Raw genomic sequence first — 12,330 nt, 5'->3', positions numbered from 1 at the left:
GGCCGGGTGCTGCCGCAGGGCGTTGTTGAGGGTGGTGATGTCGTCTCGGGTGAGGTTGCCGAGGTGGACGAGGTAGGTGGGGCGGCGGCAGCCGGTGCAGGGGTCGAGGACGTCGATGTCGTCCAGGCGGACGCCGAGGTCTTTGATGTGGTTGAAGAACTCCCTGGCTGAGTCTTCGAGTTCTTCGCGGTCGGAGTTGGCGAAGCTGATGTCTTCGAACATGGGTGTCCCTTGGTCGTGGCGTGGGTGTGGGGCGGGTTCAGAGGGCGCGCAGGAGGCGCCGGGTGGTGGCGTCGCGGTGGATGGGCCGGGCGGAGAGGGAGTAGAGGATCTCGATGTCCCGGCAACCACCGTGGATGCGGTCCGGGCCGCAGGCGTTGGCGCTGATGGGCTGCCCGTTGGCGAGTGCGGTGAGTTGGATGCGTTGGTAGGCGTGGTCGGCGGCCCAGTCCCGGAAGATGTCGGCCGTGGCGCCGAAGGGTGGTTCGTGGCCGAGGGCATCGGCCAGGCGCAGGGCCTGTTCGCGCAGCCAGGCGAGCGCGTGCTCTGGGCTGTGGGTCCGTTGGGCGCTCAGGCGCCAGGTGTCGGCGAGGTCCACTGAGCGGGCGACCGCTTCGCACCAGTAGCCGTCGACGTACCGTCCGGCGCTCACGTGCGGGGCTCCACGAGGTACGGGGTGGAGCTGAGTTCGCGGTAGGCGGTGTGGCCGGGGTGGTCCTCCCAGTGGAAGACCACCCACATCATCGCCGCATCACCGGTCTCAGCCCGAGGACCCATCTCCTCGCACACCTCACACTGCGCGCGGAAGACGAGCGGCCCACCCGTGGGCACGAGGTGGAACCGGGCGAACCGGTAGCCGCCGCTCACCGCTGCCTCAGCGCCTTCAAGTGCGCCTCGATCTTGCGGCCCAGTTCCTCTGAGCGGCGTCGGAGTTCGACCATCGTGATGTCCGGCTCGGTGGGGTCGGTCGGGACGGGCGGCGTTTCCGGGTCGTCGTCCTCGGTCCGGCCGTTCACCGGTCGTGCTCCTTGTCCTGACCACACGGCGGTCGGCTGAACTCGGCGTCTCGGCGGTGGGTTTCTGCCCTGAGGGCGTCGGTGATCCGGGCTGCGACCTCGGGGAGCATCGGGCCGACCTCAATCAAGCGCACCGGCCCACGTGTCGCAGAGCCCCACACGTGCGGACCGGCCGCCACCGGAAGCCTGATGCCCACGGCGGCCAGCGCTTCGCGCAAAGCGTCCGCTGCGTGTTCTGCCTCGAACGCATTTCCGGGCGGGAGTATTTGTTCACCCCCTCGGGTGGCGTGTTCGCCCAGGTGGCGCCGGGTGTTGGGCTGATTTTCAGCACACACGATTGTTCCTCTCCGTAGTGACTCCACTACCAAGTGAGGCCAGGCTGGCTTAGAGTCAGCCATCTCAGCAACGTTCGCGTGAGGGAGGACACGTTGGTAAATCGCAAGGAACTGAACCCGGAAGCCGGGCCGGCGGCTGCGTATGGCGCACGTCTACGCAGTGAGCGGGAGGCACGGGGGTGGCGGCAGGACGACCTGGCCGAGCGGATGGGCTATTCGGGGCGGCACGTTTCGGGCGTCGAAACTACTCGTAAGTCGCCAAGCCGCCCGTTCTCGGTGGCTGTTGACGTGGCCATGGAACTGACCGGAACCACCGCGTCGTTCGAGCGCCAGTGGGGCCAGATCCGGCACGGCGCACTCAGAGAGGGCTTCCCGGAGTACGTCTCTCAGGAAAGCCGGGCGGTGGAGATCCGGCTGTACGACGTCGGGATCATCCCCGGGTTGGCGCAGACGCCTGAGTACGCGCAGGCGCACGAAGACGGCCATGTGGAGCGGGGATCGCTCACGCCAGAGCAAGCCTCGGAGCGTGTCTCGGTCCTGGTAGAGCGCCAGGCGACACTGGTGCGGGCCAGGCCGCCCATGGTGTTCGTCGTCATGGACGAGAGCTGTCTTCACCATGCTGTAGGGGGTGCAGACGTCATGAGGGCCCAGCTTCAGCATTTGGTCGAAGTCGCTGCCCGCCCCAACTGGATCGTCCAGGTCGCGTCACACACGCTCGGTGCTCGGCGTGCGTTCAACTTGCCGGTAAGCCTTCTCACCCTCTCCGACCGGTCCGTGATCTGCTACGCCGAGTCCCAATCGCAGGGGCACTTGGACCGGTCAAATGCGACGGTGCTTCCCGTGTTGAAGGCATACCATCAGTTTCAGGGCGAGGCGCTGTCCCCGGCGGCGTCCGTGGCCATGATCGAGCAGTTACGAAAGGACATCCCGTGACGACCGAATCCCTCCACTGGTTCACGTCCTCCTACAGCGGCAGCGGCGGCCAGTGCATCGAGGTGGCGGCCGACCTGGTCTCCGTGGGGGCGGTGCCCGTGCGTGACTCCAAGAACCCCGCCGGTCCGGCCCTCGCGGTCCCGGCCGGTGCCTTCGCCGCGTTCGTGGCCGGGGTCAAGGCTGGCGAGATCACCAACTGAGCTTGCGCCGCTGGATCGAAAGCCCCACCGTGCACACCGCGCACGGTGGGGCTTCTCGCTGCGATCGGGCACGGCCGGGCCGAGCGAACAAGCCGTTCTGCGAGTCCACCACGCGACACCGTGGCACGCTTCCGGATGGCGTCCTACGATCGGAACAGGTCGAAGCGCCTTGCAGGCGCAGTCCGTTGCCAGGCTCGAACAGCTACGAAGGGGCATCCCGTGACGACCGAATCTCCCCGCTGGTTCACGTCCTCCTACAGCGGCGGCGGTGGCCAGTGCATCGAGGTGGCGGCCGATCTGGTCTCCGTGGGGGCGGTGCCCGTGCGTGACTCCAAGTACCCCGCCGGTCCGGCCCTCGCGGTCCCGGCTGGCGCCTTCGCCGCGTTCGTGGCCGGGGTCAAGACCGGCGAGATCGCCGGCTCACCGCGCCGCTGAACCACGCGAAAGAGGGTCGCGCGGCAGCGGTCCTCTCGTCGCGGAGCAGACAGCCGAATCCAGCAGGCAACCTTCGCCCCGTCAAGAGGCGTTCAGTCGATCGGCAGGCCCAGGGCCCTGAGCGCGCCCGGGGAGACGTCCGAACCGTCGAGGGCGTTGACGAGACGGAGTGTCAGATCCGCGATCACCAGGTCCTGGGGAACTTCGGGGACCGGTTCGCCCATGTTCCGCAAGAACGCGGCGACCCGGTCCCAGGCATAGAGCACGGTCCCTTCGCCGGATTCGGATTCGGGTTTGGGGAAGCCCTCGTCCTGGGACAGCTGAGCCAGCGACCGCGCGCCTGTTCCGCTGCGCTGAGCGGCTTCATCGAGCGTCACGGTGTCGGGCAGGGTGACGCCGACGGCTTGGAGCCCGTCGATGTGCCGGACGCGCTGTACGGCTTGGGCAACAGCGTCCAGGAGGGTCGGAGCCTCGATATCGCAGGCCAGCTCCCGCAGCAGGGCTGAATCCGCTGACAGCGGGTGGACCTCGGAGTCATCCGGGGCGAGCGTGTAGGAGATCGCCCCGTCCGCGAGGGCGTCACAGTGATCGAACGCGTCAGCCTGCTCACGGGTGAGCGGCTGCCTGAGAACAATGCCGAAACTCCACTCCACTTCGTGCCTCCCTGGCCACGCGCTGACCGTACAGGTGACGGCGGCACGCGCTGTTCACCGATACGGCCGGGCCGGCCAGGCAGGCGGGGAGGGCGCCACGGCGGCCCGGCCGACTGCCGATCTCCAGCTCGTTTGTGCCTTCGGTGACGGCGCGGTGGCAGACGCCCCAACGGCCGCCTGAGGCCACGCGCGAGGGGCGCTCACGGCCGTACCGGCCGTGAGCGCCCCTCAGGTGTGCCGCGTCCCGCTGAGATCAGCCGTGCCAGGAACGCCACAGGGCGGCGTACGCCCCGTCCGCGGCGACCAGTTCGTCGTGGCTGCCCAGTTCGGTGATCCGGCCCTCCTCGACCACGGCGATCACGTCCGCGTCGTGCGCGGTGTGCAGCCGGTGGGCGATGGCGATGACCGTGCGGCCCTCCAGCACCCGGGCGAGCGAGCGTTCCAGGTGGCGGGCCGCACGCGGGTCCAGCAGCGAGGTGGCCTCGTCCAGCACCAGGGTGTGCGGATCGGCCAGCACCAGCCGGGCCAGCGCGATCTGCTGCGCGTGCGCCGGGCTGACCGTCAGTGCGCCGGAGCCGACCTCGGTGTCCAGCCCCTCGGGCAGCGACGCCGCCCAGCCGTCCGCGTCCACCGCCCGCAGCGCCGCCCACAGTTGCTCGTCGTCGGCGTCCGGGCTGGCCAGCAGCAGGTTGTCCCGCAGCGGGCCGACGAAGACGTGGTGCTCCTGGTTGACCAGCGCCACGTTCTCCCGGACCCGCTCCGGCGGCATCTTCGACAGATGCGCGCCGCCCAGCGTCACCGCGCCGGTGCGCGGGCCGTAGATGCCCGCGAGCAGCCGCCCCAGCGTCGACTTGCCGGCGCCTGACGGGCCTACCAGGGCCACCCGGGTCCCCGGCGGCACCCGCAGCGACACCTCGTGCAGGACGTCCGTGCCCTCCTGGTAGGCGAACCGCACCCGGTCGGCGTGGGTCTCCCGCCCGGCGGGCTTCTCCCGGTCGTCACCCGGCGCCGCCTCGATCTCGCGGACACCCACCAGCCGTGCCAACGACACCCGGGCGACCTGGAGTTCGTCGAACCAGCGCAGGATCATCCCGACCGGCTCCACCGCCATCTGCGCCAGTACCGCGCCCGTGGTCAGCTGGCCGACGGTCAGCCAGCCCTGGAGGGCGAAGGACCCGCCGATCAGCAGCACACCCGCCAGCACCATCGAGTGGTAGATGTTCACCGTCGGGATCAGCACGGTGCGCAGCCACAGGGTGTACCGCTCCCACCTGGTCCACTGACGCACCCGGAGGTCCGACAGCTCGACGCGGCTTTCGGCCAGCCGGTGCGCCTCGATGGTCCGCCCGGCGTCGACGGTCTCCGCCAGCGCGGCCGCGACCGCCGCGTACCCCGCGGCCTCCGAGCGGTAACCGGCCGGGGCCCGGCGGTAGTACCAGCGGCAGACCACCAGCAGCACCGGCAGCGCGATCAGGATGCCCAGCCCCAGCGGGGGAGCGGTCACCACGATGCCGCCCAGCAGCAGCAGCGCCCACACCACGGCGATGGCCAGCTGCGGCACCGCCTCCCGCATGGCCTGCGCCAGCCGGTCGATGTCGGTGTTGATCCGGGCCAGCAGATCACCGGTCCCGGCCCGCTCCAGCACACCCGGCGGCAGGCCGACGGAGCGCACCAGGAAGTCCTCCCGCAGGTCCGCCAGCATCCGCTCACCGAGGATCGCGCCGCGCAGCCGCACCAGGCGAGTGAAGACCGCCTGCACCGCCAGCGCGACCAGGAAGACGGTGACGATGGTCGTCAGCGGCAGCTCGGTGACGCCTTCCGAGAGATCCTGGACCACCCCGCCCAGCAGGTAGGGGCCGACCATGGAGGACAGCACCGCCGCCGTGTTCACCGCGACCAGCACCAGGAAGGCGGTGCGGTGACGGCTCACCAGGTCGCGGACGTACTCCCGCACGGTGGCGTTGCGTGCCACCGGCAGGGTCGTGACGTGCTCACCGGCCGCCGGATCGAACTCCGGCGGGGCGACGCCGATACGGGGACTCATACGGATTCCTCGGCGGGTTCGGGCGCGGAACGGTCGCTCCGCGCGGAGGTTTCGGTGTCACCGTCGGCCGCCGCCTGCTCCGCGTCGGTCTCCCGGGTCACCACGGCCCGGTAGGCCGGGACGTCGCCCAGCAGCCCCCGGTGGGTCCCCGAGGCCACGGCCGTGCCCTCGTGGACGAAGACCACCTCGTCGGCGAGGTCCAGCAGCAGCGGGCTGGAGGTCATCACCACCGTGGTCCGGCCCGCGCGCAGCTCGCGCACGGTACGCGCGATCCGCGCCTCGGTGTGGGAGTCGACGGCCGACGTCGGCTCGTCCAGGACCAGCACCGGCGGGTCCGTGACCAGCGACCGGGCCAGCGCCAGCCGTTGCCGCTGGCCGCCGGAGAGGGAACGCCCGCGCTCGGTGACGCGGGCGTCCATCGGGTCGCCGCCCCCGGGTGCGGAGCGCGCCACCGCGTCCAGGACGTCCGAGCACTGCGCGGCGGCCAGCGCCTCAGCGTCGGTGACCCGGCCGGAGGACGGCACGTCCAGCAGCTCCCGCAGCGTGCCCGACAGCAGCACCGGGTCCTTGTCCTGGACCAGGACGGCGGCCCGGGCGTCCGCCAGCGGCATCCCGTCCAGCGCCTGGCCGTCCAGCTCGGCGGACGGCTCCTCGCCACCGTCGGCGGCGTGGCCGCCCAGCCTGGCGGCGAGCCGCTCCGCGGCCTCCGGGTCGCCGCAGACCACCGCGGTCAGCCGACCCGACCCGGCACGCAGACCCGTCGCCGGGTCGTACAGGCCGCCCGCGGCCCCGTCCGGGCCCGGGCCGGCCACCGGATCGGCCGAGCCGCCGGAGTCACGGCGCAGCGAGAGCACCCGCACCGCACGCCGCGCGGAGGGCCGGGAGAAGACGAACGCCATCGCCGCCTCCTGGAAGATGCGCAACGGGAAGAGCAGGAACATCGCGGCACCGTAGACGGAGACCAGCTCGCCAGGCGTGATGTCACCGGACAGCGCGAGCCGGGAACCCTGCCAGGTCACGGCGACCAGCAGCAGACCGCGCATCACCACCTGCACCGCGTCGATCAGCGCCCACATACGGGCGCTGTGCACGGAGGCGGTCCGCACCTCCTGCGAGGCCCGGCGGTAGCGGGAGAGGAACAGCTCCTCGCCGCCGATGCCGCGCAGCACCCGCAGACCGGCGACTGTGTCCGACGCCAGCTCGGTGGCCCGGCCGGACTTGGCGCGCTCCCGGTCGGCGCGGCGGGTCGCCGCCGGCATCATCGGCAGCATGGGCAGCACCACGGCCAGGATGCCCAGCGTCACCACCAGCCCCAGCTCGGGCTGGTACACCAGCAGGCCCGCACAGACCGCGACGACCACCACCACCGCACCGGCGAACCGGGAGAAGGACTCGACGAACCAGCCGATCTTCTCCACGTCACCGGTCGAGACCTTCACGACCTCGCCGGCCGCCACCCGCCGGGTGAGCATCCCGCCCAGCTCGGCGGTGCGGCGGGCCAGCAGCTGCTGCACCCGCGCGGCGGCGGTGATCCAGTTGGTCACGGCGGCCCGGTGCAGCGCGCCGTCCGCCCCGGCGATCAGCAGCGCCACCGCCAGCAGGCCGACGCCCACCAGGGCCAGGTCCCGGCCCGACTCGTTGATCACCGCCTGGACGGCCGCGCCCGCCGCCACCGGCAGCAGCGCGATACCGGCCATGTGCAGCCCGCCGAACAGCATCGCCTTGAGCTGGCCACCGAGCTGGCGGCGGAAGAGCCACACCAGGAACCGGAAGCCGGACCGGACGTCTGGTTCTCCGGGGTCGGAATACGGAAGGTCGCGAATCTGCATGACATCCCAAGGTCATCGGGGCCGGCGGCCTGATCATCACAACCTGCCCAGCCTGCGCGTTGCCGGGTGTCAGTTCAATGGGTTTTAGCGGTGAGACGGCGCTCATCGCGGGCCGCGGGGCGCCGCCAAGGCGCCCGCGCACGCACGGCGTAACCGCCGTGTGTCTGCGCGGGGCGCGGCAGCCCGTACGGCAGGGTGCCGGAGCATGGGCGAGCACGGTGAGACGCGACGGAAGCCGGCCGAGGAGGACGACCTGCTGGAGGGCTTCAGCCGGGCCGGACGGCGCGCCGTGGCGCTGCGCGGCTTCTTCGCCGTCACCGTCTCCGGCGCACTGATCGCCTGGGACCTCGCCTTCACCTGGGGCGCCTACGGCACGGTCTTCTACAGCCGCACCAGCCAGCTGGTCGTCCTGGCACTGGTGGTGCTGCTCGGCCGCTGGGCCCTGGGGTCGCAGGTCCGCGAGCACGGCTGGGTGACGTTCCTGTTCGCGCTGCCCGCGCTGTGGGTGCTCTTCCGGCTGGCCGCGCCGCTGGTCGTCTCCGACGAGGTCTTCCACGTCGTCGACGCGACGCTGATCGCCGCGATGGTCGTCTCACTGCCGCTGGTGCTGTGGGTGGTGGCCCGGCTGCTGGCACCGAACTACTTCGCCCTGCCCCAGCGCCGGATGAAGGTCGCCTCGGTGGCGATCGTCGTGGTGGTGGCCACCGTCGGGCTGCTGGTGGGCCGCTTCAACGACCACTTCTACACCTGCCGGGACTTCACCGTCGCCGGGGACTACCAGCCGGCCAACTGCGCCCCGTCCATCCCCTGAACCCTGAACCCTGAGCCCCGCGCGCGGACGCGCCCGGCGTCACGCCCGCGGGCGACGCCCGGTCGGGTCCGGTGCCCGGCCGCCCTCGACGGACGCAGCTGTTCCGGCCGCCGGGCGGGTCGCCCGCTCCAGGGCGATGAGCACGGAGTGGTACGGGCGCCCCGTGGCGTGCTCCAGGCCGATCTCGCACATGCGGTTGGCGGACAGGTGGGCGTCGAAGGGCCGGGCGGTGACCTCCTCGGCCTCCCGGGCGGTGGCGGCGGCCGTCAGCTCCCGGTGCAGCATGCCCCGGTCCCCGGCGAAGCCGCAGCAGCCGGCGTCCAGCGGGACGACGACCTCCTCGGCGCAGGCGTCCGCGAGCTGCCGCAGTTCCGCCTCGTCGCCGAGATGCTGCATCGAGCAGGTGGGGTGCAGCACGGCGGAGGCGACCTTCTCGCTCACCGTCAGCCGCGGCAGAAGCTCCTCCGCCGCCCACTCCAGCGAGTCGAGCACAGTCAGGGCCGCGTGCCGTTCGCGGTTCTCCTCGGTGAGGTACGGCACGACCTCGTGTGCGATGCCCAGGGTGCAGGAGGAGGCGTCGACCACCAGCGGCAGCCGCCCGTGCTCGGTCCACTCCCAGGCGGCGGCGATCATCCGGTTCGCCATCAGGGTGTTGCCGGAGTCGTAGCCCTTGGAGTGCCAGATGGTGGCGCAGCACGTCCCGGTGACCTCCTCCGGAATCCACACCGGCCGCCCGGCGCGCAGCGCGAGCGCGACGACGGCGCGGGGGAGGGGGAGAGCGCCGTCCAGGCCGTCCGGTTCGCCGAAGATCCGGTTGACGCACGCCGGGTAGTAGACGGCGGTGGCCTCCGCGCGGGGGGTGCGCGGCAGCGGGCCGGCCGCGCCGGGCAGCTCCGGCAGCCACTGCGGCATCAGCTCGTGGCTGACCGCGCGGCGGGCGAGCGAGGTCGCGGCCCCCGCGACCCGGTCGCCGGCCCTGCCCGCGGTGCCCACCGCCAGCCGTGCCGCGCGCTCCAGCGCCCCGAACCGCCGGGCGGCGAGGGCGGCGCCCTTCTCCTGGCGGACGCTGTGCCGCTGGTGCCGGAAGTCCTTCATCAGGGCGCCGGTGTCGATCCCGACCGGGCAGGCGATCTTGCAGGTGGAGTCGCCCGCGCAGGTGTCCACCGCCTCGTAGCCGTAGTCGGCGAGGAGGTTCTCCCCGACCAGCGACCGGCCGGGCTGCCGCATCATCTCCCGGCGCAGCACGATGCGCTGACGCGGTGTGGTGGTCAGGTCGCGGCTGGGGCAGACCGGTTCGCAGAACCCGCACTCGATGCACGGGTCGGCCTCGGCCTCCACCTCCGGAATGGACTTGAGCCCGCGCAGATGCGCCCGGGGGTCGCGGTCGAGCATCACCCGGGGCGCCAGCACACCCGCCGGGTCGATCAGTTCCTTGATCCGCCACATCAGCGCGGTGGCGCGCTCGCCCCACTCCAGCTCCAGGAACGGTGCGATGTTCCGGCCGGTGGCGTGCTCGGCCTTGAGCGAGCCGTCGAACCGTTCGACGGTCAGCGTGCAGAACTCGTCCATGAAGGCGGCGTACCGGGCGACGTCCTCCTCCTTCGCCGCGTCGAACGCCAGCAGGAAGTGGAGGTTGCCGTGGGCGGCGTGGCCCGCGACGGCGGCGTCGAACCCGTGCCGTTCCTGGAGCTCCAGCAGCGCCTCGCACGCCTCGGAGAGCCGCTCGGGCGGGACGGCGAAGTCCTCGGTGATCAGAGTGGTCCCTGCCGGGCGGGCGCCGCCGACAGCGGTGACGAACGCCTTGCGGGCCTTCCAGTACCCGGAGATCACACCCGGGTCCGAGGTGAAGGTGTTGGTGACGGAGGCCACCGGTGCCACCAGCTCCAGCTCCCCCAGCAGCGCCTCGGCCGCCCGCTCCGCCGCGCGACGCGCCGCGTCGTCGGGGGTGCGGAACTCCACCAGCAGCGCGGTGGTCCCCGCCGGGAGACCGGCCCAGTCGGCCGGGACGCCGGCCACCGAGACGGAGGCACGGAGCGTGTTGCCGTCCATCAGCTCCACCGCCAGCGCCCCGGCCTCGTTGAAACGCGGCACGGCGGCCGCCGCGGCGGCGAGCGAGGGGAAGAACAGCAGCCCGGCGGAGGTGTGGCGGTGCAGCGGCAGCGCGTCGAAGACGATCTCCGCCAGGAAGCCGAGGGTGCCCTGCGAACCGACCAGCAGGCCGCGCAGGATACGCACGGGGGTGTCGCCGTCGAGGAAGGCGTCCAGCCGGTAGCCATTGGTGTTCTTCAGCCGGTGCTTGGCCCGGACGCGGGCGCACAGCTCGGTGTCGGCGACGATCTCCTCGCGCAGCGCGAGCAGCCCGGCCGCCAGCTCCGGCTCCTCGCGGGCCAGCCGCTCGTCGGCGTCGGGCGCCGCGGTGTCCACCACGGTTCCCGAGGGCAGCACCACGGTCATCGAGGCGGCGGTCCGGTAGGAGTTGCGGGTGGTGCCCGCCGTCATCCCGGAGGCGTTGTTGGCGACCACGCCGCCGAGCGTGGCGGCGATGGCGCTGGCGGGGTCCGGGCCGAGCACATGGCCGTGCCGGGCGAGCGCCGCGTTGGCCCGTACCACGGTGGTGCCCGGCCGCACGCGGGCGCGCGCGCCGCCGTCCAGCACCTCGACGCCGGACCAGTGGCGGCGCACGTCCACCAGGATGTCCTCGCCCTGCGCCTGGCCGTTGAGCGAGGTGCCGGCGGCCCGGAAGACGACGTTCCGGCCGTGCCCGTGAGCGTAGGCGAGTACGGCCGCCACGTCCTCGACGGTCCGTGCCGTCACCACCACCTGGGGCAGGAAGCGGTACGGGCTGGCGTCGGAGGCGTACTTGACGAGATCGGTCACGCGCCACAGGACCTGTTCCGCGCCGAGCAGCCGTTCCAGGTCGCCGCGCAGCGGCTGGGGCGTGCCCTCCGCCAGCTCCGGCGGGACCCGGTCTGCGGCGGGGGCGGTGTCGGTGGCCGGCCGCAAGGCGGCGGAATCCGGCTCCAGCAGCGGCATCGTGCGTCTCCCTGTGCCCGGCGGCCTCGGTGATCGCCGTCCCGGCCAGCCTAAGGGCTCTTCGGTGACGGCCGGCCCCGGGGCGTGCCGGGCGGCGGGAGGGGGCGCCCCGGTGGGCGCGGCCGGGGTCGCCGGCCGCGCCCACCGGGGCGGTGGAGAACGCGCGGATCAGAACCGCACGTCGGAGCAGGCGTAGAAGGCGTTCGCCGTGTCGTGGACGTCCCAGACGGCCAGGATCATGTGCCGGCCGCTCTTCTGGGTGGGCAGGCTGCCCTGGTGGCGCTCGGTCCAGTTGGGCTGCTGGCCGTTCATCGGGACGGTCATGAACGGCTGCGGTTCGAGGTCGGCCCGGGTCAGGGGGGTGTTCGGGTTCCACCCGTCCTTGGTGACGAAGTAGCGGAAGTTGGTCGTGGAATGGGCGGCGGTGATGGTCCAGTTGAAGCTGAAGCCCGCACCCGCCTGCAGCTGGGTCGTCGGCCAGCTGCCGTTGCGCGGCTCGTCGAGCTGGCGGAACTGGCTCAGGCCGCCGGAACAGATGGAGCCGTCCGCCGGGCCCGCCTGCGGGAAGCCCTTGGGGCCTTCCACGCTCTGCGGCTCCCAGACGATCGAGCCGCAGTTGTCCATCGCGCCCTGGGCGCAGTGGGCCTGACGGCTGGTGGGGGAGGTGGTGTAGCCGTGGGAGTTGGCGGTGCCGGCCGTGGCCAGTACCGAGACCGCCGCCAGGCCGAGGCCGGCGAGGGCCGCCGTGAACTTGGATGTGGTGCGCATGGCTCGCTCCATGAGTGAGTGGGGGGTGGGGCGTGCTCGCGAGACGGTAGAAGGTCTAGACCAAGACTGAGGCTACTGGCGGCTCAATCGCCATGTCCAGACCAATGCAGTGATTGCGTGCGGCAGTTACCGGGCGTGGATGGGCCGGGGCGCACGCCCCTCATGGCGCCTCGCGCGCCCCGGCCGGGCGGTCAGCGACCGAGGGCCGCCATGGCCGCGTTGTGGCCCGGAATCCCGCTCACCCCGCCGCCGCGCACCGCCCCCGCCCCGCAC

13 protein-coding genes are annotated in these 12,330 nt (G+C 72.2%); 4 read left to right on the top strand and 9 right to left on the bottom strand.

Features of this window, described 5'->3' with window-relative positions; genetic code table 11:
• The 4 genes from E0D90_RS17325 to E0D90_RS26625 form a co-directional block, all read right to left on the bottom strand.
• On the bottom strand, positions 1-222 hold a 222-nt coding region (locus E0D90_RS17325), incomplete at its 3' end, for a hypothetical protein (protein ID WP_130799154.1).
• Between the two features lie 37 nt (positions 223-259).
• On the bottom strand, positions 260-652 hold the full coding sequence (locus E0D90_RS17320) for a hypothetical protein (protein ID WP_130799153.1): 393 nt from the start codon (positions 650-652) through the stop codon (positions 260-262).
• On the bottom strand, positions 649-867 hold the full coding sequence (locus E0D90_RS28625; protein ID WP_438827411.1) for a DUF7848 domain-containing protein: 219 nt from the start codon (positions 865-867) through the stop codon (positions 649-651). Before E0D90_RS28625 ends, E0D90_RS17320 begins: the two co-directional genes overlap by 4 nt.
• The gene (locus E0D90_RS26625) at positions 864-1,016 is read right to left on the bottom strand and encodes a hypothetical protein (RefSeq protein ID WP_157996880.1); all 153 of its coding nucleotides are present in this window, start codon (positions 1,014-1,016) and stop codon (positions 864-866) included. Before E0D90_RS26625 ends, E0D90_RS28625 begins: the two co-directional genes overlap by 4 nt.
• 428 nt (positions 1,017-1,444) lie before the next feature.
• Between E0D90_RS26625 and E0D90_RS17310 the strand changes: the two genes are divergently transcribed.
• The 3 genes from E0D90_RS17310 to E0D90_RS17300 all read left to right on the top strand — a co-directional run bounded on the left by E0D90_RS17310 (position 1,445) and on the right by E0D90_RS17300 (position 2,919).
• Positions 1,445-2,284 (top strand): helix-turn-helix domain-containing protein, encoded by an 840-nt coding sequence (locus tag E0D90_RS17310; protein WP_130799155.1) that lies wholly within the window; start codon positions 1,445-1,447, stop codon positions 2,282-2,284.
• Positions 2,281-2,484 carry a DUF397 domain-containing protein gene (locus E0D90_RS17305; RefSeq protein WP_130799152.1) on the top strand — a complete coding sequence of 68 codons (204 nt, stop codon included), beginning with the start codon at positions 2,281-2,283 and terminating at the stop codon, positions 2,482-2,484. The genes E0D90_RS17310 and E0D90_RS17305 overlap by 4 nt, the downstream gene beginning before the upstream one ends.
• Before the next feature lie 219 nt (positions 2,485-2,703).
• Positions 2,704-2,919: a DUF397 domain-containing protein gene (locus E0D90_RS17300; RefSeq protein ID WP_130799151.1), complete on the top strand. Its 216-nt coding sequence runs from the start codon at positions 2,704-2,706 to the stop codon at positions 2,917-2,919.
• 92 nt (positions 2,920-3,011) lie between these two features.
• Here E0D90_RS17300 and E0D90_RS17295 read toward each other — a convergent pair whose 3' ends face one another.
• From E0D90_RS17295 to E0D90_RS17285, 3 genes are all read right to left on the bottom strand, one after another.
• The gene (locus E0D90_RS17295) at positions 3,012-3,572 is read right to left on the bottom strand and encodes a hypothetical protein (protein ID WP_130799150.1); all 561 of its coding nucleotides are present in this window, start codon (positions 3,570-3,572) and stop codon (positions 3,012-3,014) included.
• A gap of 253 nt (positions 3,573-3,825) precedes the next feature.
• Positions 3,826-5,616 carry an ABC transporter ATP-binding protein gene (locus tag E0D90_RS17290; protein WP_130799149.1) on the bottom strand — a complete coding sequence of 597 codons (1,791 nt, stop codon included), beginning with the start codon at positions 5,614-5,616 and terminating at the stop codon, positions 3,826-3,828.
• Positions 5,613-7,445 carry an ABC transporter transmembrane domain-containing protein gene (locus E0D90_RS17285; protein ID WP_130799148.1) on the bottom strand — a complete coding sequence of 611 codons (1,833 nt, stop codon included), beginning with the start codon at positions 7,443-7,445 and terminating at the stop codon, positions 5,613-5,615. Before E0D90_RS17285 ends, E0D90_RS17290 begins: the two co-directional genes overlap by 4 nt.
• Before the next feature lie 205 nt (positions 7,446-7,650).
• Here E0D90_RS17285 and E0D90_RS17280 point away from each other — a divergent pair, with 205 nt between their 5' ends.
• Positions 7,651-8,256, top strand: a complete 606-nt coding sequence (locus E0D90_RS17280; RefSeq protein ID WP_130799147.1) for a hypothetical protein — start codon at positions 7,651-7,653, stop codon at positions 8,254-8,256.
• A 39-nt stretch (positions 8,257-8,295) separates the two neighbouring features.
• On the opposite strand, the gene E0D90_RS17275 is transcribed toward E0D90_RS17280, so the two are convergent.
• Positions 8,296-11,289: an FAD-binding and (Fe-S)-binding domain-containing protein gene (locus E0D90_RS17275; RefSeq protein WP_130799146.1), complete on the bottom strand. Its 2,994-nt coding sequence runs from the start codon at positions 11,287-11,289 to the stop codon at positions 8,296-8,298.
• Between the two features lie 168 nt (positions 11,290-11,457).
• Complete coding sequence (locus E0D90_RS17270) at positions 11,458-12,057, bottom strand: lytic polysaccharide monooxygenase auxiliary activity family 9 protein (RefSeq protein WP_130799145.1); 600 nt, start codon at positions 12,055-12,057, stop codon at positions 11,458-11,460.
• Positions 12,058-12,330: the final 273 nt, after the last annotated feature.

Origin of the sequence: Streptomyces otsuchiensis, assembly GCF_004305975.1 — a bacterium.
In the GTDB taxonomy this organism is placed as follows: Bacteria; Actinomycetota; Actinomycetes; order Streptomycetales; family Streptomycetaceae; genus Streptomyces; species Streptomyces otsuchiensis.
Note: the sequence above shows the minus strand (reverse complement) of the source record. Positions and strands in the feature narration are given on the sequence as shown.